This window comes from Dactylosporangium sp. NPDC000521 (assembly GCF_042898305.1).
In the GTDB taxonomy this organism is placed as follows: Bacteria; Actinomycetota; Actinomycetes; order Mycobacteriales; family Micromonosporaceae; genus Dactylosporangium.
The window spans coordinates 456,974-477,955 of the sequence record NZ_JBIAYW010000004.1 but is presented as its reverse complement, the minus strand read 5'-3'; the positions used below and the strand labels follow the sequence as shown (position 1 = coordinate 477,955).

Sequence of the window (20,982 nt, the reverse complement as noted above, 5' to 3'; positions counted from 1 at the left end):
GTCAATCAGAATGAACGGTGTCCCCACGCCAGGCGGGATCCCGGACAACAGGTCCGGACCATGTCGCGTTTTCCTCTGATGTACGAGCGGCCGCCATGCCGGCGGCCGCGGTCGGGGCCGCCGGTGCTCTGCGCGGCACCGGCCCCACGCGCCGCAGCATCACGCCGGCCGCCGCTGCGGCACCGAGGTAGAGCAGGGCCTGGACGTTCAGCAGCGCCACGACGCCGAGACGGTCGGCGAGCAGCCCCGCGGCGAGCATGCCGGCGCCGCTGCTGCCCTCGAAGACCGCGCCGAACACCCCGAACACCCTGCCGCGGGCGCCGTCGGCGGTCTCCTGCTGCAGCAGGCTCACCAGCCCGGTGACCATCACCACGCCGGGCGCGCCGATCAGGATGAACAGCACGACGTACACCGGCAGCGCCGTCGTGACGTCAGGCCCGTTCCACACGAGCAGGGACAGCAGCCCGAACGCGCCGGCGCCGGCGGCGACCAGGGTGCCGGGCGGCGGGGTGCGCCGGGCCGTGGCCAGCAGCAGGCCCAGGGCGACCGCGCCGATCGCCTGGACCCCGCGCAGCAGCCCGGTCTCGGCCGCGCCGCCGCCGAGCGCGCGGGCGACCCACACCACGAACAGCACGACGAAGATGCCCTGCGCGGCGCCGCCCAGCGCGGCGATGCCCAGCGCGATCCGGACCCTGCGCCCGCCGAGCCCGCCGCCGGCCGGCGCCTCCGGATCGGTGACCGCGCGCGGCCCCGCCATCACGCCGGCGATCAGTACACCAGCCGCCAGGAACGTCACCAGGTCGACCGCCACGATGACCGGCAGCCCGCTGGCCGCCAGGAGCAGCCCGCCGACCGGTCCGCCCACGAGCCGGCCCGCGTTCTGGCCGAAGCCGAGCAGCGCGTTGGCCGGCACCAGTTCCTCGGCGGGGATCAGGGTCGGCAGCAGGGCGTTGCGGGCCGGGCCGAACACCGCGAGCGCCGCCGCCTCCACCGCGATGACCGCGTAGAGGATCGGCAGGTCGCCCCGGTCCCGCACGAGCAGCAGCGGCAGCAGCGCGGCCGCCTGGACCGCCACGACCGTGACCAGCAACCGTCGGCGGTCCCACCGGTCGGCGAGGTGCCCGGCGAGCGGGCCGAGCAGCACGGCAGGCGCCAGCTCGATCAGGAACGCGTACGACGTCTGCAACGGTGACCCGGTCAGCTGATACACCAGGATCGGCAGCGCGACCAGCAGCAGCCAGTCGCCGGATTCGGAGATGAGGCCGGCGAGCCAGAGCCGCCGGAAGTCACGGTGTCGCAGCGGGCGCATCGGGCGCCTCCTCGTCGTCGTCGCGTGTGAGGTCCTCGCTCGTGGGGTTGTCGCTCGTGGGGTTGTCGCGCGTGGGGTCTTCGCTCGTGAGGTCTTCGCTCGTGAGGTCTTCGCGTGTGAGGTCTTCGCGTGTGAGCGGGAAGCCGTGGAAGCCGAGGTGGGCCAGCTGTGCGCCGTCCGGGGCGTCGTCGCGGGTCGCGGCGATGTACGGGCGGATCAGCGCGTCGATCTGGTCGCCGAGGGTCCGCAGCTCGTCCGCGGTGAGCCGCAGCGTGTAGAGCCCGTAGTGGTCGGCGTCGCGCCACCGTTGCGGGGCGTTGTCGCGGCGGGCCATCCAGGCGCGGACGAGGCGCTGGTCGCGCTGGACGGCGAGGGCGGCGATCGTGGCCGCCTGCCGGCCTTCCGGGGAGTCGGGGTCGGGGTCGGGCGGCACGGAGAAGCCGGTGACGAGGGCGCGCCAGGGCCGCTCACGCCCGTCCCGCTCGCTCGTGTCGTCCGGCGCGACGAGCCCGGCCTTGGCGAGGGCGCGCAGGTGGTAGCTGCAGTTGGACGGCGTGTCGCCGACTGCCCGCGCGCACTGCGACGCCGTCGCCGGGCCGGCGGCGATGAGATGGTTCAGCAGCTCGTAGCGGACCGGGTGGGCCAGGGTCCGCAGCTCCTCCGGCTCGCTGAGCGTCCGCCGCGCTTCTCTACCCACCGCGTCCTCCAACTCTGAAAGTAGCTTTCAGAGTGCCACAGATCGATGCGATGTGAAAGATTCTTTCAGACCTCAGATCCAGTCGATCTCGGCCGCCCGATGGGTAGCCGTCGCCTTCGCTCAATGACGGACTTCGCCCTTCGCCGGTAGATCAGGACGGGGGCTGTCCGCATCCCCGAGCAGACTGGGCTGCGGCGGGCCAGGGACGCCCGAAGCTGACGACCGAGGAGTGCGTGCGATGGGCAACGAGATCACCCCGTTCCGGGTTCACGTCGACCAGGCCGACCTGGACGACCTGCGCCGCCGGCTCACCGGGGTCCGCTGGCCGGCACAGGTGCCGGGGGTGGGCTGGGAGCGGGGTGCGCCGGTCGAGCACCTGCGGGAGCTCGTGGACCGGTGGACGAAGTTCGACTGGCGCGCGGTCGAAGAGCAGATCAACCGGCACCCGCAGTACACCACCCGCATCGACGGCCAGGACATCCACTTCCTGCACGTCAGGTCCCCGCACGACGGCGCGCTGCCGGTGCTGCTCGCACACGGCTGGCCCGGCTCCTTCGCCGAGTTTCTGCAGGTCATCGAGCCGCTGACCAAGCCCGCCGATCCGGCCGACGCGTTCCACCTGGTGATCCCGTCGCACCCCAACTTCGGCTTCACCGGGCCGGCCGGCGCGGGCTGGGACGCCCGGCGGATCGCCACCGCGTACGCGCAGCTGATGGCCCGGCTCGGCTACGACCGCTACGGCGCCCAGGGCGGCGACTTCGGCGCGTTCATCGCCCCCGACCTGGGCCGCGTCGCCCCCGAGCACGTCGTCGGCGTGCACGTCAACGCTGCGACGGCCGGCTTCATCCCGTTCGGCGGCCTGCCCGAGGGCACCGTGCTCACCGACGCCGAGCAGGCGCGCTTCGACCGGATGCAGCGCTTCCACGACTCCGGAAGCGGCTACTTCCAGATCCAGGCCAGCAAGCCGCACACGCTCGGCTTCGGCCTCGCCGACTCGCCCGTCGGGCAGCTCGCCTGGATCGGCGAGAAGTTCCACGACTGGGCCCACCCGGCCGGCTCCATCGACCCTGACCACGTGCTGACCCACGCGACCCTCTACTGGCTCACCAACACCGGTGCGTCGTCTGCGCAGATGTACTACGAGTCGATGCACACCCACACTTGGCCGACCCCCTCCACGGTGCCGACCGGCGTGGCGAACTTCGCCGAGGACATCGCGATCCGCCGGTTCGCGTCGCAGCTGAACAACGTCACCCACTGGGCCGAGTACGACCGCGGCGGCCACTTCGCCGCCCTCGAGGTCCCCGACCTGTTCGTCGACGAGGTCCGCACCTTCTTCCGCACCGTGCGCTGACCCGGTCGCTGCTGCTCGGGTGATTGCTCCTCGGGTCGCTGCTGCTCGGGTCGCTGCTGCTCGGGTCGCTGCTGAGCCGGCCGCCGCCGCTACCTCGGCTGCCGTGCGCCCCGGTCCTGCTGCCCCAGTCCCGCCGTCGAATTGCCGCCACCGCAGCGGGTAGCCAATTCAGGCGTCTTATCGCGGGACCGGGGCAGCGTAGACACCTGCCAATGCACGCCCATTCGCGGGGGACGACACAGTGGAGCCTGGCCGGCGCCTGCTTGCCGAGGTGGATCCAGGTGAACCCCCGGGGACGTCATTGCGTGTGTCTGCCGCGGCTGCGCCGGATGCACCGGTTCGGCGGCCACGCACGCTCGCGACGGGCGCGGTGCTGAGCCTGCTCGGCCACCTCAGCCGCGCACGTTGACCACCGGCACGGTGTCCAGCGTGATGCCGAACATGTCGCGGTACACAGCCAGCACCTCGGCGTCGTCCTCCAGCACGCGCTCCGTCCGCCCACCACTGCCACCGCTCCCGCCAGCAGGGTCGGCCGTGGTGATCAGGGTGCGCCCACTGAGCGTGACCCGGCCGGTGTCCGTCACGATCGAGCAGGTCAGCTTCTGCGTGAAGTGGGATGCCGGCGACGTCCGGTGCCACCAGCTCAGGGGCGTGAAATCGCCCAGCTCGAACGGCCGCTGATCCAGCAGGTACTCCCATCCTCCGTCACCGCGGACCGCCAGGTCGGCCCCTTCGGGCAGCACCTCGAAGACACCCGCCGGGTCGAGCTGCGGATCGATGACGTCCATCCGCAACGGGTGCTGGGCGAACCTGCCGAACCCCACATCCACCAGATACGGCGCGTCCAGCTGGACCCGCAGCGCCATGTGATCCAACGGCACCCCGAACCGCTCACCCGTCCACACCCGGCACGAATGCAACGTCACCTCGTACCCGAGCCAAGCCAGCAACGCCGCGAACGCACCGTTGAGCTCGTAGCAGAACCCGCCGCGCCGCCGGTCGACGACCTTCGCGACGAGCGCCGCGGAGTCCAGCACGATCTCCTCTCCGAGGTGGACGCTCAGGTTCTCGAACGGCACCGCCATCAGGTGCGCCCGTTGCAGCACCCGCAGCGCGGCCAGGTCGGCGACGGCGGGCCGTGTCACGCCGATCCTCTCGAGGTACGAGTCCATCGCGCCAGCCTACGTCTCTCTCACGCGACCCTGATCCGCCACAGCGCGAGCGCAGCGAGCAGGAGGGCCGCCGTCACGTACAGCAGCGACTCCAGCCACTGGAAGCGCCAGTAGCGTTCACCAGGGTGATAGGCGACCTCGACGTGCAGGTCCAGCGCGGCGAGGCACTGCGCCATGACGTCGAACTGCCCCGACAAGCAGCCGTTGTACCGATCGAGCCCGACCACCTTGCCGTCCGCGGTCAGCAGCCGGCTGTTCGAGACGATCCAGGTGTTCGGCGCGCTGAGCCCTTCGACGTCCGCGTCCTGGCCGAGGAAGCTCAGGTTCCGGATGACCTCCGCGGACATGACCTGCGACCCGTGCACCGGCGCCGCGAGGTGTGGCCGTGCCACGATCGGCATCGCGATCTGCACCGCCGCGAACAGCAGCGCCGTCAACGCCATCGCGGGCACCGTGCGCCGCAGTAACAGCCCGCACAGCGCACCCAGCACGACGCCGCAGCAGGTGTACGCGACCGGCACCAGGTTGCGAGTGCCGAACAGGACGGCGTCGAACCGATCGGCGGCGACCGCGTCGTAGGGGCTCGCTGCCCACGTCAACAGGAGGCTGAACACCCCGGTCACTGCCGCCGCGGCGGCACACACCACGGCCAGGCGCACGAGCAGCCAACGGCGGCGGGTCACACTCTGATTCCAGACGAGCCGGTGTGTGCCCGACTCCAACTCCCGGGCGACGAGCGGGGCACCCCAGAACATGCCGAGCAGCGCAGGCGTCACGACCAGCAACGCGTCCAGAAGTTGCAACCGCCCCTCGAACCGCGACTGAAACTCCCGCAGCGCCGACCCACACATATCCCCGCACGCCGCGACGGCGTCGTGGTGCCCGTCGCGGATCTGCACTCCGAGCATGATCAGGTACACGGCGAGCACCGCGACCGCGCCGCCGGTCACCAGCAGCTGCGCACGAAGCTGCCGCCACGCGAGCCACGTCATCGCGCACCGCCCTGCAGATAGGCGAGAACGAGCTCCTCCAGCCGCACGGGTCCCGCATCCGAACCGGCCCGCGTCGCCCGCTCCGCTCCCGCCGCCCGTTCCGCACCCACCGCCCGTTCCGCTCCCGCCGCCCGTTCCGCTCCCGCCGCCCGTTCCGCTCCCGCCGCCCGTTCCGCTCCCGCCGCCCGTTCCGCTCCCGTCGCTCGGTCCGCTCTCGCCGCTCGGTCCGCGAGTGCAGCTCCTTCCGCTCCCGCTGTTCCCGCCGCCCGCTCCGCTCCCGCGGCTCGTTCCGCTCCCGCAGGTCCTTCCGCTCCCGCTGCTCCAGCGGCTCCCGCCGTGCCTTCCGCTCCTTCCGCGCCCGCAGCTCTCGCCGTGCCTTCCGCTCCCGCCGCTCTTCCTGCTCGCGCGCCGTGGAAGCCGTCGCCTGCCGGCAGCGGTCCACGCACGACCGCGCCATGCACCACGTCAGCGCCCGGCGGCGGGAACGGCACCCGGTGGTGAGCGTCCAGGAGCGCGGTGACGTCGCCCGCGAGCCGCACCCGGCCGCCCGCGAGGATGATCAGGTGGTCGCAGACCCGCTCGACGTCCGACAGCAGGTGTGACGACAACATCGCGGTCGCACCGAGCTCCGTCACCGACTCGATCAGCGTGCGCAGGAACCCCTCCCTCGCAAGCGGGTCGAGCGCCGCGACGGGCTCGTCGAGGATGAGCAGATCAGGTCGCTTCGCGGCCGCGACGGTCAACGCCAACTGGGCCCGCTGCCCGCCGGAGAGCCGACCGGCGCGCTGCTTCGGGTCGAGGCCGAGCGCCGCCACCCGCCGCTGCGCGAACGCCGCGTCCCATCCCGGGTTGAGGCGCGCCCCGAGCCGCAGGTGCTCGGCGACGGTCAAGGTCGCATAGACAGGTGTGTCCTGGGCGACGAACCCGACCCGGTCCAGCCGCGTCCCAGGCCGAGCTCCGAGCACCTGGACGGTCCCCGACGTGGGCGCGATCAGCCCGCAGGCGAGCTGCAGCAGCGTCGACTTGCCGGCGCCGTTGGGCCCGACGAGCCCGACGATCCGCCCGGGCGGCACCCGCAGCGTGCAGTCGGCGAGGGCGGTCCGTCGCCCGTAGCGTCTCGTGAGGCCCTCGGCCTCCAGGGCCGGCGGTGGTGCTGAAGTGAACATGCGCCAATCGTCGTCACGCCGCAGCCGAGGCACATCAGTCCAAGGACGGGTCTGCAGAACCCTACTTTTGACCGGTACGGCCCGCCCGTGACACTCCTAGGCTGGTGCCGTGAAGTTCGCGGGGAACATCGGTCTCGCCGCCGCGCTCGCCACTGTGGTGGCCGGCACGGCGGTCGCCATCGCGGCCAGTTGGGGCGGCGCATACTTCCTGCCAGGCGCGCTTGCCGGCACGCTGGTTGGGGTCGCTGCGCTGCTGCGGCACCGTGGCAGGTTGCGGGCCGCGGTGGCCGGCTTGACGGTGGCAGTCGTGGCCGTGTGCGCCGCGCCGATCGCGGGTCTGCCCGCTGAGCCAGGGCCCGCTGTGTCCCTCGCGCTCGCGGTGCTGCTGGGCTCCGTGGCGCGTGTCGAGCCGTTGCGGGTGGCCGCCTGGATCGCCGCGTCGAGTCTCGCCGTCATCACCGTTGGCGCGTTCACGCATCCGGGTGAGTCCGGCGCGTTCGCAGTGACCATGTTCGGCGCGCTCGCGTGGGCAGCCGGCCTGGTCGCCGGGGTCGGGCTGCGTCTGCTCGACGCGCGCAGGCTCGCGGCCGTGGAGGAGGTCCGTCGCGACGAACGGCTCAGCATCGCCCGGGAGCTGCACGACGTCGTCGCCCACTACGTCACGGGCATCGTCGTCCAGGCGCAGGCGGCACAGTTGGTGGCCCGGCGGGACCCGGTGAAGGCGGGAAAGACGTTCGCCGACATCGAGGCCGCCGGCGCGGAGGCGCTCGCCGCCGTCCGCCGGGTGGTCGGGGTGCTCCGCGACGACGCGGGCGACGGTGCGAGCGGCTGGGACGTGTCGGCGGGGCAGGAGCGGATCGCGGACCTCGTCTGGAGGTTCGAGCGGACCGGTCCACCGGTTCACCTGGAGCTCCCGGCGGACGAGGACCGGTGGCCGGTGGAGGTGGCCGGTGCGGTCCACAGGGTCGTGCAGGAGTCGCTGACCAACGTGGCCCGTCATGCCGCCCACGCGCGCTCGGTCACCGTCGCGCTGTCCGAGTCGGACGGGACGGTGATGGTCCGCGTCGCCGACGACGGCGAGAGCGCTCCGCCGCCGGTCCACAGTGGATACGGCATCGTGGGCATGCGTGAGCGGGTCGAGGCCCTCGGTGGCACACTCTCCGCGGGTCCTGCTCCGGGCGGAGGGTGGCAGGTGCAGGGCAGCCTACCGTTGCCCGGGCATGCCACGGCACCGCAGCACAGCACGAAGGCGGCCACGTCGATCGACACGAGCAATGTGTCGTCCGCTCCGCAGCTGGAGTCGCCGTCGTCCGGGTCGTTGCCAGGTTCACGATGACGATTCGAGTGATGATCGCCGACGACCAGGCGTTGATCCGTAGCGGCCTGCGGATGATCCTTGAGGACCAGCCGGACATGGCCGTCATTGCGGAGGTCGCCGACGGGCTCACCGCCATTGAGACCGCTCGGCGGTTGCGGCCTGACGTGTGTCTTGTGGACGTTCGGATGCCCGGGGCCGATGGGGTTGAGGTGACGAGGGCGCTTGCTGGGCCGGGTGTCGCGGATCCGCTGCGGGTCATCGTGGTGACGACGTTTGACATCGACGAGTACGTCTACGGGGCGTTGCGAGGTGGCGCTGCCGGGTTTCTGCTGAAGGACGCAGGGCCGGTGCTGCTGGTTGAGGCGGTTCGGGCCGCGCATGCCGGGGATGCGCTCATCTCGCCGTCGGTGACGGTGCGGCTGCTGCGGCGGATGACGGTGCCGGTGGCGAAGAGCACTGCGAAGCCGTTGACGGAGCGGGAGACAGATGTGGCGCGCTCGATCGCTCGGGGGCGCACGAACCTGGAGGTCGCCAGTGAGCTGTTCATCTCGCTGAGCACCGTCAAGAGCCACGTCGCAGGCATCCAGACCAAGCTCGGGCTGCGCAACCGGGTCGAGATCGCTGCTTGGGCATGGGAGCACGGTGTCGTCGCCGGTCCCGAGTGAGACACAGTGGTTGACGGGCGCGGTGGCCCCGGGCGGGTAGTGGCGGGCGTCGGGCAGTCGCGGGCGTCGGGCAGTCGCGGGCGGTGGGCAGTCGCGGGCGGTGGGCAGTCCCGAGCGGCGGGCAGTCGCGGGCGTCGGGCAGTCGCGGGCGGTGGGCAGTCCCGAGCGGCGGGCAGTCGCGGGCGTCGGGCAGTCGCGGGCGGCGGGCAGTCCCGAGCGGCGGGCAGTTCCGGGCGGGTGGTCGCGGGCGGCGGGCAGTCCCGAGCGGCGGGCAGTTCCGGGCGGGTGGTCCCGGGCGGGCGGTCAGTCGGGCGTCGGAAGTGGGTGGCGCTGCGGGCCATACTGGCCGACATGGATTTCGACGCTGGATGCGGCTCGGAGTCAGGTCCGGTCACCGTCGAGGACCTCGATGCGGTGGAGGCGAGGCTGGGGGTGGCGCTCCCGGGCGAATACCGCGCGTTCATGCTCGCCTTCGGTGCGGAGCTCGAGTCGGGATGGGGTGGCTTGCTACGGCCGTCGCGCCTGCCGGGCGTCAACCGGCCGGACACGACGGCTTCGTTCGAGCACGTGCGTCGACCGTTCACGATGGTCGACGGGATCTGCGCAAGCATGTACGACCAGCATGAGGACGAAGATGAGTGCCTGGTCGACGGTGCGTTGATCATCGCTGAGCACGGCTGCACGTTCTGCACCATCATGGTGGTCACCGGCGAGCATGTCGGGACCGTGTGGAAAAACGACTGGTCGCGCCAAGGACGCCAGAACGAGTACACGTGGCTGCCGTCGTGCAACATGTCCAGCCATCCATGCTCATGCGATGTGGTCGGCGCGCCGGTCATGTTCCAGGACTGGGTCGGACCGCGCGTGAATCTGTCGTCTGGCAGAAGGAAAGCCGCCGCGAGGCGGTCGGCGGGGCCGGGACTGCTCGGCCGGCTACGGCGACTGAGGCGTCGGTAGGATCTGCTGCCGTGTCGACGGTGCGGCGGGCCGAGGTGCTCATCGTGCTGTCCGGCGTGCGGGAGGTCGCGGGGTTCGAGCTGGAGCTCGCCGCCCGTACGCTCGCGGCGGGCTGGGGTGGGGACGTCCGCCAATTGCTGGAGGCGACCGCCGGCATCATGGCGCTGCGGGAGGGTGCGGACGGCACCGATCCGGTCCTGCTCGCGGGGCGGTATCCGCAGCTCGGGTACCTCCTCGCCGTCGAGCGGGCGCTGGCGGAGCGAGGCGTGGGGGTGCTGTGCCGGGAGCTGGACCGGCCGCCGCTCGACCTGTGCGGGCGGCTGGTGATCGATCTGGCCAGGGCGGTCGGAGCGCACCCGGCGGCGCGCGGGTTCGCCGTCGAGTGGAGCAGTGGGCGCGGCTGGTCGACGGTGATCGACCGGCTTTCGGAGGAAACCCCGGAGGGTCGGCAAGCGGCGCAGCGGTGCTGGCACTGGTACGACGGGGTGCTGCCCGAGCCGGACGGCGTGGCCGACCGGATCGTCCGGCACCTCGACGGGGACCTGGCGGTGCCGGGGCGGAAGGCGTGGCGGTACCACGGATGGCAGCTACTCGAAGGGCTCGGCGCGTATCCGGTATCGGCAGACGCCGACGGGGCGCCGACGGTGTGCCGCACCGATCCGGGGTGGCGGCAGGAGCACTTCGGGCGGCGGTTGCTCTGGTACGAGCCGCCGCCCCTCCCACACGTCGGCGACGAGATTCACCTCCCGGACCTGCCGGGCGAGCGGCGGACCGTGGTGGCGGTGCTGCCGCAGCGGGCCGGCGACGAGGACCTGTACTGGGTGCGGCTCGCGGGGTACGACTACCCGATCAGCTGGGACGCCGTCTGGCGACACGTGGCGGTCACGGAATGAAGTTGCAACCGTACTAGGCGTTACTGGTGTCGGTGGCGGGAAACGGTACATGAGACAACGACGCCAACATTGGAGGTCAATGCCATGCGTGCCGCACTCATCCGGCTCTGTGCCCTGCCCGCTGCCGTCGCTCTCGCCGCCACCGGGGCCGCGGACCCGGCGCTCGCCGCCGGTGGAGGGGTTTCCGCGCAGGACCGGGCGTTCGTCGCGGCGGCCGGGCACGGGGGCGCGTTCGAGGTCGCCGCCGGGCGGATGGCCGCGCAGCAGGCGCACGACAAGGGGGTGCGCGACTTCGGCAACCGGATGGTCGTGGACCATACGAAGGCCGGCGCGGAGCTGAGCGCGCTGGGGAAGGATCTGGGCCTGGACGTGCCGGACGCGCCGAGCGAGGAGCAGGACGCGATCCTGACGCTGTTCGGGACCACGACCGGGCCGGTGTTCGACTGCTCGTACGCGCCGGTCGAGTTCTTCGACCATGTGGCGGCGATCGGGGTGTTCGAGAAGGAGGCGGACCACGGGCGCAACGCGAAGCTGAGGACGTTCGCGCGGAAGGCGCTGCCGCTGCTGCGCGAGCATCAGGCGATGATCGGCGACACGCTCGCCGACGTCCGGTGCACGGCGCCCGTGCCGCTGCCGACGCCCGTCCCGGTCCCCGGTGACTGAGGCCAGGATCAAGGGCTGAAGTACGCGCCCGGGGAGACGCCGAACGCCTGCCGGAACGCGGCGATGAACGCGCTCGGCGAGCGGTAACCGACCCGGCGGGCCACCACCGCGACCGGCGTGCCGGTGGCGAGGAGGGACAGCGCCGCGCGGAGCCGGACGTTGGTGCGCCAGCGGCCGAAGCTCATCCCCGTGCCGTCGGTGAACAGTCGCGCCAGGGTCCGGGCGCTCGCGCCCGCGTGCCGGGCCCAGCCGTCGAGGTCGCGCCCGTCGGAAGGGCGGGCGACGACCGCCTCGGCGACCAGCAGCGCCCGCGGGTCGGCGGGCATCGGCACGTCGATCGTCGCGACACCGGCCGGTTGCAGGAGATCCAGCAGCACGGCCTCGGCCCGCCGCCGGGCGGCGTCAGAGAAACACGCGACCTCAGAGGACCGTGCGACCTCAGAGGACCGTGCGGCTTCAGAGGACAGCGCGGCTTCAGAGGGCCGCGCGTCAGAGGTGTGCGCGGCCTCGGAGGAGCCAGGGTGAGCCGGGAACGCCGCGAGGTGGGCGGCCAGCTCGCGCAGCAGCGGGGTGACCACGACGACGGTCGGGGTGCGGAAGCCGCGCGGGGCCCGGTCGACATAGACGGCCCGTGCCACCGCCGGCCCACCCTCCAGGGCGTGCGGAGTCCCCGCCGGGATCCACAGCGCCCGCGTCGCCGGCAGCACCCAGACCCCGCCGGGCGCGGTGATGCTGACGACGCCCTTCGCCGCCCAGACCAGCTGGTGCGTGGCGTGGCGATGCTTGGGGAACCGGGTGCGCGCCGCGAGCTGGAAGTCCCGCGCGACGATCACCGGATGGCTGGAACTCGACATTGGTTGGCAGTGTAGCGGCGGACGGTCACCGTACCGTCGCAACCATGAACGGCATCCACAATGTTCTGTGCCGCTCCGCCCGCTGGGGCAGGACCGTCGAGCGCCGGCTGCTGCCGTGGGCGCTCAACGGTGTCCCGCTGCACGGCCGGGTGCTGGAGATCGGGCCCGGGTTCGGCGCGACGACCCGTGTCCTGGCGCGTGCCTGCGCCGACCTGACCGCGGTGGAGATCGACCCGGAGCACGTGGCGCGGCTGAGGGCGACGTTCGAGAACGTCGTGCAGGGCGACGGGACGGACCTGCCGTTCCCGGACGGCAGCTTCGACGCCGTGGTGTGCTTCACGATGCTGCACCACGTGCCGTCGCGCGAACTGCAGGACCAGCTGTTCGCCGAGGCGTGCCGGGTGCTGGCTGCCGGCGGCGTGTTCGCGGGCAGCGACAGCCTCGTGAGCCGCCGCTTCCGGCTGCTGCACGTCGGCGACGTCATGGTGCCCGTCGACCCCGCGGACCTCCCGGAAAGGCTGCGCCGGGCCGGATTCCCCGACCCGGCGGTCAGCACCGGCGGCCCCTCCCTACGGTTCCGTGCCGCGAAGCCCCGGTAATCCAACAGTCAGAGGCGTTGCCACAGGGCGGGCACGTTCGGCGGCTCCCAGCCGGGCTGCGCGGTGTGCGCCTGCAGGCAGCGGTACGCCACTCCGGCGTAGGTGACCTGGGCACCGGCGGCGTACGCCTGACCGGCGGCCCACGTGCCACCGGGGGTCGACGGCGGGGTCGACGGAGGTGTGGTCGGAGGGGAGGTCGGCGGCACGCCCGGCACGTCGAGCACGAAGTCGAACGTCGCCTCCCGTCCGCCGCTGACGGAGCGGACGGTCATCAGCAGCCGCGGGTCGTAGAGGGTGTCGGTCGAGTTGCGCGGCTCGCCGGGGAAGTACAGCTGCGTGGTGAGGATCGGCTGGCCGGGCGCCTGCACCTTCACGTGGAGGTGCCGCGTCCGCCCCGGGTAGAGCCCCGGCACGATCGTGGTGAGGCTGAACGCCCCCTGCCCGTTGGTGTACTGGTGCCCGCGCAGCCGGTACCCCGCGTTGTCGTACGCCCCGGCGTTGTCGGCCTGCCAGAAATCCAGCAGCGCGTTGGCGACGGGGTTGCACGACGTACCGAAGACGTAGCCGGACACCGTGAGCCGGGTGCCGGGCAGGCCGGTCGCGATCGCGGTGCGCTGCGGTGAGTTGGGCTTGAAGTAGGGGCCTTCCATCTGCGGTGGCGTCTCGTCGTCGCCGTCGTCGCACATCGGCGTCGGCGCCAGGCTCGCCGGGTCGGTGTCCCGGGCGAGCGCCGGCACCCCCGCGAGCAGGATCGGCACCGGCGCGGCGACGAGCGCGGCGCGCAGCAACTGCTTGCGGGTCATGGCGGGTCCGCCCGGACGGTTCTCGTCCAGGGCGGGGTCGTCGTGCTGGCCTGTCATTGCCGGCTCCTCGGTTCGCTGGTCGACCCGCTCGTAACGGGCCCGACCGCGACACTAGGCAAGGCAATCGGCATCGGTCGATGGACGTAACGCCGCGGTCATGGTGCATTTGCAGCGGCGCAGGTTCTGTACAGATTTTGCCGAACAGCGGCTGTGGGAGTACAACGGCACGGCCGCGCAGATGTGGTCAGCCCGCTGACATACCAAGGGAAACGGCCCGCCCGAAGAGGGCGGGCCGTTCCGTTCGAAGGCTCAGGCGCCGAGCGTGACGTGGAAGAGCTTCTCGTTGCTGTTGTTCGGGATGCTGTCCTTGTCGCCGGTGGTGCTGGTGGTCAGCCACAGCCCGCCGTCCGGCGCCGGTTCGACGGTGCGGAGCCGGCCGTACGTGCCGTTGAAGTACGCCTGCACGTTCGTCAGCGAGGTGCCGCTGATGACCGCCCGGTACATGCGGGTGCCGCGCTCGCAGGCGATGTACAGCACGTCACGGACGATCGCGATGCCTGAGCAGGAGCCGTCCGCCGTCGGGTACGTGCGCTTCGGCGCGATGTATCCGGCGGTGCCGCACGTGCCGGAGGTGCCCTCGCACGCCGGCCAGCCGTAGTTGCCGCCCTTCTGGATGAGGTTGGTCTCGTCCATGATCGCGTTGCCGAACTCCTGCTCCCACAGCCGGCCCTGCGAGTCGAACGCGAGCCCCTGGGGGTTGCGGTGCCCGTAGCTCCAGACGTAGTTGCCGAACGGGTTGTCCGACGGCACGGTGCCGTCCGGGTTGAGCCGCAGCACCTTGCCGTTGAGACTGTTGAGGTTCTGCGCGTTGTCGCCGTTCTGCGCGTCGCCGGTGCTGGCGTAGAGCTTGCCGTCGGGGCCGAACCGCAGCCGGCCGCCGTCGTGGAACTTGTTGCGCAGGATGCCGCTGAGCAGGATCTGCTCGCTGCCGGTGTTCAGCGCGCCGTTCTCGTACCTGATCCGCACGATCCGGTTGTCCGACGGCGAGGTGTGCATGATGTACAGCCAGTGGTCGGTCGCGTAGTTCGCCGAGACGGCCAGGCCGAGCAGGCCGCCCTCGCCGTCGGTGTTCTGCACGTTCGGCACCGTGCCGATGCTGCTCTTCGCGCCGGTGGCGGGGTTGAGGCGGACGATGTCGTGCGCGTCGCGCCGGGTGTAGAGGATCGTGCCGTCCGGGAGGGTGGCCAGGCCCCACGGGATGTCGGTGTCGGTGCCGATCTGCGTGACGGCGCAGACCGAGCTGCCGCACGCGGCGCCGGTGGTGACGGTGGCGGTGTTGCTGCGCGGCGACACGTTGCCCTGCGCGTCGCGGGCGACGACCTGGTAGGCGTAGGCCCGGTCGGCGGCCAGGGCGCTGTCGACGAACGTGGTCGCGGGGGTGGTGGTGCCGGTCCCCGTGATCGTGCCGACCTTCGCATTGTCGCGGTAGATGTCGTACGCGCGGACCTGGATGTTGTCGGTGGCGGCGGTCCACCGCAGGGTCACGGTCGTGCCGGAGGCGGATCCGGTGAGCCCGGTCGGTGCGGTCGGCGGCGTGGTGTCGGCCTGGCACTGCGGTGGCGTGATCGGCACCGTCGTGCTGGCCTGCGAGACGTTGCCGGCGGCGTCGCGGGCGTTGACGTACAGCCCCCAGGTGACCCCGGGGACGACGGTGAGGTCGGTGGACAGCGTGGTCACGGACTTCATCAGCTGGCCGTCGTGGAAGACGTCGTAGAACGCGACGCCCACGTTGTCGGTGGAAGCGTTCCAGGAGAAGGTGACGGCGTCGCAGACGAGGTTGCTGACCCGGGGGTTGCCGGGCACCGTCGGCGGCTGAGTGTCGCCGGCCGTGGTCGTCCACCGCTGGTTGCTCTGCCCGTTGCAGGTCCACAGGGCGACCGGGGTGCTGTTGGCGGTGGCGGCGCCGGTCACGTCGAGGCACAGGCCCGACTCGACGCCGGTGATGGTGCCGTTGGTGTTGATCCGCCACTTCTGGTTGGCACCGCCGTTGCAGGTGTAGATCTGCGCGGTCGCCGGGGCGGTGGTGTCGTGCCCGGCGACGTCCAGGCACTTGGGGGAGTCGTACACCCGGAGCTCCCCGGCGGCGGTGAAGGTCCACGCCTGGTTCGCCTGGCCGTTGCAGTCGTAGATGTTGACGAGGGCCTTGTCCGCCTGTGACTGGCCGACGACGTCGAGGCAGCGGCCGGAGGCGGCGCTGACGACGGTCGAGCCGGTCGCGGCCTCGGCCGGTGCCCGGACCGCGACGGTGACGACGGTGACCACGCCTGCGGCGGCGAACCCCGCCGCCAGTAGCCGTTTCGGGATGCGCATCATGCCTCCATGCATTGATCAGTGCAAAGTGCCACAACTCCGATCGAAGACCAAAAATATGCATGTGGCAACGTTGTCAGGATGGCTCGGAGCCGCAATTAAGGCGTATTTCAGGCACCCCTCAAGTGGGCCTTCCATAGACCCGGAAGGCCGCCGGCCGATACCGTCGACCTCATGACCACCTACTCGGGACCCGCGACGCTGATCCTCACCACCGGGGCACGGGTCACCGGCATGGCGTCGCTGAACACCAACAACCGCGGCGCGCCCGGCAGCTGGAGCGGCACGTTCCGCCCCAACGAGACGAGCGCGGAGGTGCGCGAGGCGACCGGTGGGCAGATCGAACTGCCGTACGATCAGGTCGGCACGGTCGCCGTCACCGGCGTGCGGCGCCTCCTGGCGACCCAGGTGCTGATGTCGCTGACCGGCACCGGCCCCGCCCCGTTCTGATCGAAACCGGGCACCGGTCTACCGGGCGCCGCGCATCATGTCGTTGAACCGCTGGGTGTACCCGACCTCGTCGGGGCGCTGCGCGTCGCGGCGCTCCGCGGCCCGCCGCACGAGGATCTCGACCTCGTCGGTGGCGAGGACCGCCATGGTCTCGTCCAAGTAGTCCCGCAGCGGCACCGCCCGGGGGTCGGTCAGGTTCACCTGTATGAGGTCGGTCTGCGGGTAGGGCGGCGCGATCTCCAGCACCGGCACCGAGGTGTCCCGCAGGCGGTACCGCAGCGACAGCGTGCAGGAGTGCAGGGCCGCCTTCGTCGCCGAGTACAGCGTCGAGGACGCCAGCGGCGCGTAGCCGAGCATCGAGCTGACGTTGACGATCGTCGCCGACGGCAGCGACCGCAGGTGGGTGATGAACGCCGAGTTGAGCCGGATCGGGCCGAGCAGGTTCGTGGCGACGATCGCGGTCAGCGCGGCGTCGTCGATCGGCTCGGCCGGGTCGTCGCCGAACATGATGCCGGCGTTGCTTGACCACCACGTTGAGGCCCGGATACGTGGCGATCAGCTGCGGCCCGACGACGGCGATCGACGCCGGGTCCGACACGTCGAGCCGCACCCACCGCAGGCCCGGGTTGGCGGCGGCGTCCACGAGCATGTCGTTGCCCTTCCGGAGGGAGAGGTCAGCGGACCCGCGTGCCGCCGATCCAGACGCCGCGGATGTCGCTGGTCGCGGTGATGTCGGCGGTGGGGTCGCCGCCGACGAGGAGCAGGTCGGCGCGCCGGCCAGGGGCGATCACGCCACGGTCGGCCAGGCCGAAGGTGTCCGCGGCGGCCGACGTGGCGCCGCGCAGCGCCTCGGCCGGGGTGAGCCCGGCGCCCACGAGCCGCCGCAGCTCCTCGTGGATCGACTCGCCGTAGGGCACCTGGCAGGGCGTCTTGACGTTGTCGTTGCTGTCGGTGCCGGCGAGCACCGTCATACCCGCCTTGCGGAACGTCGACACGGTCGCGGTGGCGTGCTCGTACCGCATCCGCATCCCCGGCATCAGGGTGCCCAGCACCCGCATGATCAGCTTGCCGCCGATGGTGCGCACGACGCCGTCCATCATGGTCAGCGTCGGCACGATGACGACCGGGCGCTGGTGGAGCAGCGCCTCGAACGCGGCGTCCAGCTCGCTGGTCAGCGCCGTGTGGGTGACGATGTCGGCGCCGGCCTGGACGGCGACGGTGAGCGTGTCGGCGCTGACCACGTGCGCGATGGTCAGCAGGCCGGCGCTGTGGGCGGCCCCGACGACCGCAGCGACGGTCTCGGGGCTCAGCGCCTTCGTGCCGGGAATCTTCGGGTCCTCGACGGCGATCTTGATGTAGTCGGCGCCCTCGGCGACCCGGTCCGCGACGAACCGGGTCGCGTCCTGCGGCCCGGCCACGGTGCTGGACGGCCCGAACCCCATGTGCTTGACGAAGTGCGAGCCGGGCGCGTTGGCCAGGTTGCCGGCGATGCGGACGTCGGGCAGCCCCGGCAGGCCCTTGAGCTTGCCGGGGACGTCCGCGTCCCAGCACCCCATGTCGAGCATTGTGGTGACGCCCCACCGGGCCGCCGCCTCCAGATGCGCGACCTCGGTGACGTGGACGTGCGTGTCGATGAGCCCGGGCAGCAGCGCGGCTCCCCGGGCGTCGATCGTCTCCGTGGCCGCCGTTTCCGATGGTGCGATGAGACCGTCCTCGATCACGACCGTGGTGGGGTCCCGCAGGCGCGACCCGTCGAACACCCGGGCGTTCAGCAACGCAGTGCTCAACTGGGATCCTTCGCCACGCTGACCTCCAGGGCGAACGCGAGCTGGCTCAGCTGCAGGGCTGCGCCGGCGTGGTGGAAGTCGACGCAGTGCCCGGCGTTGAGCACGAGGCGTCCGTCGACGACCGGCGCCGACGTGAACGACGCGGCGTAGTCGGCGGCCTGGGCGGCGTCGGTGATCCACAGCGCGTCGAACTCGCCCTGCCGGGCGTGCACGGGCACGGTGACCTGGGCGTTGACCTCGCGCACCCGGGAGATCCAGCCGTTGTTGATGTCGATCAGCTCGGCCCGCGGCACGGACGTGTCGGAGCTGTGGCTCAGCTCGGGCATCGTCGTGTCGTGCGTCCAGGCCGGGCCGAACATGACGCTGTCCTTCATCGGGCCGGGCAGGTCGATCATCAGGATGTCGGGCAGCGCGTCGAACGCCATCCGCGGGCCGTCGGGCACCTGCAGCAGGCAGCCGGAGACCGCGATGCCGAGCAGCGGCCAGCTCGGCTGCCCGGCGGCGATGGCGGTGGTGACGGCGCCGCCGATGGAGTGGCCGATGACGAACACGCCGGCGTGGCCCTCGCCGTGCTGCTGCCACAGCTCGCCGATGACCCGGTCGAGGGCCTTCGCGTTGGCGAGGATGATCGACTCGCCGGGCTCCACGTGGGTGCTGCCGAGGTAGCCCGGGCGGTCGAGGGCGATGACCGGGACGCCGAGCGCGGCGGCCCGCTCCAGCAGCGAGTAGCCGGGGATGTCGAAGTACTCGGAGGTGTACGTGCCGCCGTGGATCGCGATGACGAGCGGCACCCGCGCGGCCGCGGCTGGCGTCTGCGGGGTGTTGCGGCGGCCCGTGATCGTCAGGCCGTCGGCGCTGGTGTGGGTGACGGGAACGGCGGTGGGTGTCATGGCTGCTGTCTCCATTCTCCGCGGATCGCCTCGTCGACGATCCGCTCGGCCTCGGCGTCCGGGACCGGACGGCCGATCCATGCGATGTGCTGGTCGGGGCGCACCAGCACGAGGCGTCCGCTGAAGAACGCGTCCAGTCCGAGCGAGGGGTCGTCGAGCACGGCCAGGGGGATGCCGTGCCGCTCGGCGTGGCGAATGAACGCGGCGGCGTGCCAGGCCGGGCCGATGATGGTGAGCTCGGGCCCGAGCCGGTCGAACAGGGACTGCCCGTTGGGCAGCCAGGTGTGGGGGAGCCGGTTGCCGGGGGCGGCCACCGGCATGTAGTCGGATCCGTTGGTGGTCTGCACGTCGGCGTACCCGGTGTAGCCGATGCCGAACACCAGGCCGTCGCTGTGGAACTCGGTGCGCTTCGCCGCCTGGATGACCGCGGCGGCCTCCTCGGTGGCGCCATCGCCGGTGAGGCCGGCCGCGGCGGCGAGGACCGCCGGTCCGCTCTTGCCGTTCTCCGCGGCGGCCGCGACGAACCGCTGCGCGACCGGGCGGCGCTCGGCCTCGTAGCTGTCCAGGAGGGACTCCGGCGCCCACCCGTTGACGACGGCGGCGAGCTTCCAGCCGAGGTTGACCGCGTCGCCGATACCGGTGTTGTACCCGTGGCCGCCCCACGGCGGGTTCTGGTGGGCGGCGTCGCCGGCGATGAACAGCCGCCCGCGGCGGAACCGGTCGGCGATCAGCGTCCGCGCCCACCACGGGTCGGTCGCGATCACCTTGATCGGCAGCTCCCGGCCGAGCATCCGGTGCACGCGCGCGGTGGCGTCGACCTCGTCCTCGTCGTCCTCCTCGTCGGCACGGTACGTGCTGATCGCCCACCACGTGCCGTTGAGGTCGAGGCGGCCGACGAGGCCCGGGCAGGAGGGGTCGACGACCCAGTACTGGACGGCGTCGCCGTGCGGGATCAGGTCGCCGAGCTCGGCGCACTCGAACGTGATGCTGATGTTCGAACGGGGGAGGCTGGACCCCTCGTACACCGCGCCCATCGCGGTGCGGACGGCGCTGCGCGGCCCGTCGGCACCGACGACGTAGTCCGCCTCGACGGTCGACGTGGCGCCGTCCGCGTCCTCGAGCGTCACCACCACCGTGCTGCCGCGCTCGTCGAACGCGACGGCCCGCCGGCCCAGCAGGAGCGTCGCGTGGCTCTCCGGGCGGCCGAGGGCGTCGCGCATCGCCTGCTCGACGATCGGCTGGGCAACCTGCTGGCCCGGCTCGGCGGCGACGTCGGTGCCGGCGAGGGCCAGCCCGAGCGTGCCGGTCAGCCGGGTCACCTCGCGGCCGGTGACCGACATGCAGAAGACGATGTCCTTCGACCAGTCGATGTGCAGCGGGGCGCGCTGCCGGACGGTGTCGGCGAGGCCCCACCGGCGGAACAGCTCCATCGTGCGGGCCGACGTCGTCTTCGCGCGGGGGCGCAGGTAGGAGACGTGCTCCCGCGGCTCGACGACGACCGACGAGACGCCGTGGTGGTCCAGCTCCATCGCCGTGGCCAGCCCGACCGGCCCGCCGCCGACGACCAGCACGCTGGTCCTCAGGTCCGCGCTCATGCCGTCACCTCCGCTGCGCTCCGGCGCCGGCCTGAGCCGATCTGTGCTGCCGATGAGCGGGCCGAGCCGCTCCGCTGCCCGCTCATGCGGCGGTCGCGGTCGACACGGCCAGTTCCTGGAGGTAGTGGAGGTGGTCCTCCACGGTGCGGGGCGCGCGGCCGAGCGCCCTGACGACGTGCGGACCGACGTTGCCGGTCGCGCCGATGAGCAGGACGGCCATCAGTCGAACACCGTGACGACGGCGTCGGCGTGGATGTCGTCGTTGACCCGGTCGGGGTAGACCGCGATGGCGAGGTCGATGCCCTCGGGGTTCTCGTTGTGGAAGTGCTGGTCCACCGTCGCGTTGTTCCTGGCGATGATCGCCTCACGAATCATCTCGGGCGTGTGCTCCGGGGACCCGGCGTCCATCTCTACAGACATGGGGCAACTCCATCCTGTGGCGGCGCTA

General features: G+C 71.9%; 21 protein-coding genes and 1 pseudogene. 8 read left to right on the top strand and 14 right to left on the bottom strand.

What is annotated here, in order from left to right:
- Nucleotide 1 precedes the first annotated feature (1 nt).
- Together ACFY3L_RS16375 and ACFY3L_RS16370 are read right to left on the bottom strand one after the other, a co-directional pair.
- Entirely contained in the window at nucleotides 2–1,309 is a 1,308-nt protein-coding gene (locus ACFY3L_RS16375) for an MFS transporter (RefSeq protein WP_389323665.1), read from the bottom strand.
- Nucleotides 1,287–2,006, bottom strand: a complete 720-nt coding sequence (locus tag ACFY3L_RS16370) for an ArsR/SmtB family transcription factor (RefSeq protein WP_389323662.1) — start codon at nucleotides 2,004–2,006, stop codon at nucleotides 1,287–1,289. The genes ACFY3L_RS16375 and ACFY3L_RS16370 overlap by 23 nt, the downstream gene beginning before the upstream one ends.
- Nucleotides 2,007–2,244: 238 nt before the next feature.
- Between ACFY3L_RS16370 and ACFY3L_RS16365 the strand changes: the two genes are divergently transcribed.
- The gene (locus ACFY3L_RS16365; protein WP_389323659.1) at nucleotides 2,245–3,360 is read left to right on the top strand and encodes an epoxide hydrolase family protein; all 1,116 of its coding nucleotides are present in this window, start codon (nucleotides 2,245–2,247) and stop codon (nucleotides 3,358–3,360) included.
- Nucleotides 3,361–3,752: 392 nt separating this feature from the next.
- On the opposite strand, the gene ACFY3L_RS16360 is transcribed toward ACFY3L_RS16365, so the two are convergent.
- From ACFY3L_RS16360 to ACFY3L_RS16350, 3 genes and pseudogenes are all read right to left on the bottom strand, one after another.
- On the bottom strand, nucleotides 3,753–4,532 hold the full coding sequence (locus ACFY3L_RS16360) for an arylamine N-acetyltransferase (protein WP_389323656.1): 780 nt from the start codon (nucleotides 4,530–4,532) through the stop codon (nucleotides 3,753–3,755).
- Between the two features lie 20 nt (nucleotides 4,533–4,552).
- A complete protein-coding gene (locus ACFY3L_RS16355) occupies nucleotides 4,553–5,524 on the bottom strand; it encodes an ABC transporter permease subunit (protein ID WP_389323653.1) in 972 nt (323 codons plus the stop codon).
- 479 nt (nucleotides 5,525–6,003) lie between these two features.
- A pseudogene (locus tag ACFY3L_RS16350) lies at nucleotides 6,004–6,690 on the bottom strand (ABC transporter ATP-binding protein); the annotation flags it as partial.
- A 109-nt stretch (nucleotides 6,691–6,799) separates the two neighbouring features.
- On the opposite strand from ACFY3L_RS16350, the gene ACFY3L_RS16345 reads away from it, so the two are divergent.
- The 5 genes from ACFY3L_RS16345 (at nucleotide 6,800) to ACFY3L_RS16325 (ending at nucleotide 11,186) form a co-directional block, all read left to right on the top strand.
- The gene (locus ACFY3L_RS16345; protein ID WP_389323651.1) at nucleotides 6,800–8,026 is read left to right on the top strand and encodes a sensor histidine kinase; all 1,227 of its coding nucleotides are present in this window, start codon (nucleotides 6,800–6,802) and stop codon (nucleotides 8,024–8,026) included.
- Nucleotides 8,023–8,673 carry a response regulator gene (locus ACFY3L_RS16340; protein ID WP_389323648.1) on the top strand — a complete coding sequence of 217 codons (651 nt, stop codon included), beginning with the start codon at nucleotides 8,023–8,025 and terminating at the stop codon, nucleotides 8,671–8,673. Before ACFY3L_RS16345 ends, ACFY3L_RS16340 begins: the two co-directional genes overlap by 4 nt.
- 351 nt (nucleotides 8,674–9,024) lie before the next feature.
- Nucleotides 9,025–9,630, top strand: a complete 606-nt coding sequence (locus ACFY3L_RS16335) for an SMI1/KNR4 family protein (protein ID WP_389323645.1) — start codon at nucleotides 9,025–9,027, stop codon at nucleotides 9,628–9,630.
- An 11-nt stretch (nucleotides 9,631–9,641) separates the two neighbouring features.
- A complete protein-coding gene (locus ACFY3L_RS16330; protein WP_389323642.1) occupies nucleotides 9,642–10,523 on the top strand; it encodes a DUF6292 family protein in 882 nt (293 codons plus the stop codon).
- A gap of 84 nt (nucleotides 10,524–10,607) precedes the next feature.
- Nucleotides 10,608–11,186, top strand: a complete 579-nt coding sequence (locus tag ACFY3L_RS16325; protein WP_389323639.1) for a DUF4142 domain-containing protein — start codon at nucleotides 10,608–10,610, stop codon at nucleotides 11,184–11,186.
- 8 nt (nucleotides 11,187–11,194) lie between these two features.
- On the opposite strand, the gene ACFY3L_RS16320 is transcribed toward ACFY3L_RS16325, so the two are convergent.
- Nucleotides 11,195–12,040 carry a helix-turn-helix domain-containing protein gene (locus tag ACFY3L_RS16320; RefSeq protein ID WP_389323636.1) on the bottom strand — a complete coding sequence of 282 codons (846 nt, stop codon included), beginning with the start codon at nucleotides 12,038–12,040 and terminating at the stop codon, nucleotides 11,195–11,197.
- A 44-nt stretch (nucleotides 12,041–12,084) separates the two neighbouring features.
- On the opposite strand from ACFY3L_RS16320, the gene ACFY3L_RS16315 reads away from it, so the two are divergent.
- A complete protein-coding gene (locus ACFY3L_RS16315; RefSeq protein ID WP_389323634.1) occupies nucleotides 12,085–12,639 on the top strand; it encodes a class I SAM-dependent methyltransferase in 555 nt (184 codons plus the stop codon).
- A gap of 8 nt (nucleotides 12,640–12,647) precedes the next feature.
- On the opposite strand, the gene ACFY3L_RS16310 is transcribed toward ACFY3L_RS16315, so the two are convergent.
- Nucleotides 12,648–13,499, bottom strand: coding sequence for a carbohydrate-binding protein (locus tag ACFY3L_RS16310; RefSeq protein ID WP_389323631.1), 852 nt, complete (start codon nucleotides 13,497–13,499; stop codon nucleotides 12,648–12,650).
- A gap of 252 nt (nucleotides 13,500–13,751) precedes the next feature.
- Entirely contained in the window at nucleotides 13,752–15,812 is a 2,061-nt protein-coding gene (locus ACFY3L_RS16305; protein WP_389323628.1) for a PQQ-dependent sugar dehydrogenase, read from the bottom strand.
- A gap of 174 nt (nucleotides 15,813–15,986) precedes the next feature.
- On the opposite strand from ACFY3L_RS16305, the gene ACFY3L_RS16300 reads away from it, so the two are divergent.
- Nucleotides 15,987–16,262, top strand: coding sequence for a hypothetical protein (locus tag ACFY3L_RS16300; protein WP_389323625.1), 276 nt, complete (start codon nucleotides 15,987–15,989; stop codon nucleotides 16,260–16,262).
- A gap of 18 nt (nucleotides 16,263–16,280) precedes the next feature.
- On the opposite strand, the gene ACFY3L_RS16295 is transcribed toward ACFY3L_RS16300, so the two are convergent.
- The 6 genes from ACFY3L_RS16295 to ACFY3L_RS16270 form a co-directional block, all read right to left on the bottom strand.
- The gene (locus ACFY3L_RS16295) at nucleotides 16,281–16,769 is read right to left on the bottom strand and encodes an SDR family NAD(P)-dependent oxidoreductase (RefSeq protein ID WP_389323622.1); all 489 of its coding nucleotides are present in this window, start codon (nucleotides 16,767–16,769) and stop codon (nucleotides 16,281–16,283) included.
- A gap of 167 nt (nucleotides 16,770–16,936) precedes the next feature.
- Complete coding sequence (locus ACFY3L_RS16290; RefSeq protein ID WP_389323619.1) at nucleotides 16,937–18,049, bottom strand: amidohydrolase family protein; 1,113 nt, start codon at nucleotides 18,047–18,049, stop codon at nucleotides 16,937–16,939.
- On the bottom strand, nucleotides 18,046–18,939 hold the full coding sequence (locus ACFY3L_RS16285; protein WP_389323616.1) for an alpha/beta hydrolase: 894 nt from the start codon (nucleotides 18,937–18,939) through the stop codon (nucleotides 18,046–18,048). The genes ACFY3L_RS16290 and ACFY3L_RS16285 overlap by 4 nt, the downstream gene beginning before the upstream one ends.
- The gene (locus ACFY3L_RS16280) at nucleotides 18,936–20,534 is read right to left on the bottom strand and encodes an FAD-dependent monooxygenase (RefSeq protein ID WP_389323613.1); all 1,599 of its coding nucleotides are present in this window, start codon (nucleotides 20,532–20,534) and stop codon (nucleotides 18,936–18,938) included. Before ACFY3L_RS16280 ends, ACFY3L_RS16285 begins: the two co-directional genes overlap by 4 nt.
- A gap of 82 nt (nucleotides 20,535–20,616) precedes the next feature.
- On the bottom strand, nucleotides 20,617–20,754 hold the full coding sequence (locus ACFY3L_RS16275; RefSeq protein WP_389323610.1) for a hypothetical protein: 138 nt from the start codon (nucleotides 20,752–20,754) through the stop codon (nucleotides 20,617–20,619).
- Nucleotides 20,754–20,954, bottom strand: coding sequence for a hypothetical protein (locus ACFY3L_RS16270; protein ID WP_389323607.1), 201 nt, complete (start codon nucleotides 20,952–20,954; stop codon nucleotides 20,754–20,756). The genes ACFY3L_RS16275 and ACFY3L_RS16270 overlap by 1 nt, the downstream gene beginning before the upstream one ends.
- Nucleotides 20,955–20,982 lie beyond the last annotated feature (28 nt).

Bases quoted from the DNA above. Each gene is read 5' to 3' on its own strand.
- ACFY3L_RS16375 (WP_389323665.1), bottom strand. From the start codon at position 1,309: ATGCGCCCGCTGCGACACCGTGACTTCCGGCGGCTCTGGCTCGCCGGC.
- ACFY3L_RS16365 (WP_389323659.1), top strand. From the start codon at position 2,245: ATGGGCAACGAGATCACCCCGTTCCGGGTTCACGTCGACCAGGCCGAC.
- ACFY3L_RS16360 (WP_389323656.1), bottom strand. From the start codon at position 4,532: ATGGACTCGTACCTCGAGAGGATCGGCGTGACACGGCCCGCCGTCGCC.
- ACFY3L_RS16355 (WP_389323653.1), bottom strand. From the start codon at position 5,524: ATGACGTGGCTCGCGTGGCGGCAGCTTCGTGCGCAGCTGCTGGTGACC.
- ACFY3L_RS16340 (WP_389323648.1), top strand. From the start codon at position 8,023: ATGACGATTCGAGTGATGATCGCCGACGACCAGGCGTTGATCCGTAGC.
- ACFY3L_RS16335 (WP_389323645.1), top strand. From the start codon at position 9,025: ATGGATTTCGACGCTGGATGCGGCTCGGAGTCAGGTCCGGTCACCGTC.
- ACFY3L_RS16325 (WP_389323639.1), top strand. From the start codon at position 10,608: ATGCGTGCCGCACTCATCCGGCTCTGTGCCCTGCCCGCTGCCGTCGCT.
- ACFY3L_RS16320 (WP_389323636.1), bottom strand. From the start codon at position 12,040: ATGTCGAGTTCCAGCCATCCGGTGATCGTCGCGCGGGACTTCCAGCTC.
- ACFY3L_RS16315 (WP_389323634.1), top strand. From the start codon at position 12,085: ATGAACGGCATCCACAATGTTCTGTGCCGCTCCGCCCGCTGGGGCAGG.
- ACFY3L_RS16310 (WP_389323631.1), bottom strand. From the start codon at position 13,499: ATGACAGGCCAGCACGACGACCCCGCCCTGGACGAGAACCGTCCGGGC.
- ACFY3L_RS16305 (WP_389323628.1), bottom strand. From the start codon at position 15,812: ATGCGCATCCCGAAACGGCTACTGGCGGCGGGGTTCGCCGCCGCAGGC.
- ACFY3L_RS16300 (WP_389323625.1), top strand. From the start codon at position 15,987: ATGACCACCTACTCGGGACCCGCGACGCTGATCCTCACCACCGGGGCA.
- ACFY3L_RS16295 (WP_389323622.1), bottom strand. From the start codon at position 16,769: ATGTTCGGCGACGACCCGGCCGAGCCGATCGACGACGCCGCGCTGACC.
- ACFY3L_RS16285 (WP_389323616.1), bottom strand. From the start codon at position 18,939: ATGACACCCACCGCCGTTCCCGTCACCCACACCAGCGCCGACGGCCTG.
- ACFY3L_RS16280 (WP_389323613.1), bottom strand. From the start codon at position 20,534: ATGAGCGCGGACCTGAGGACCAGCGTGCTGGTCGTCGGCGGCGGGCCG.
- ACFY3L_RS16275 (WP_389323610.1), bottom strand. From the start codon at position 20,754: ATGGCCGTCCTGCTCATCGGCGCGACCGGCAACGTCGGTCCGCACGTC.
- ACFY3L_RS16270 (WP_389323607.1), bottom strand. From the start codon at position 20,954: ATGTCTGTAGAGATGGACGCCGGGTCCCCGGAGCACACGCCCGAGATG.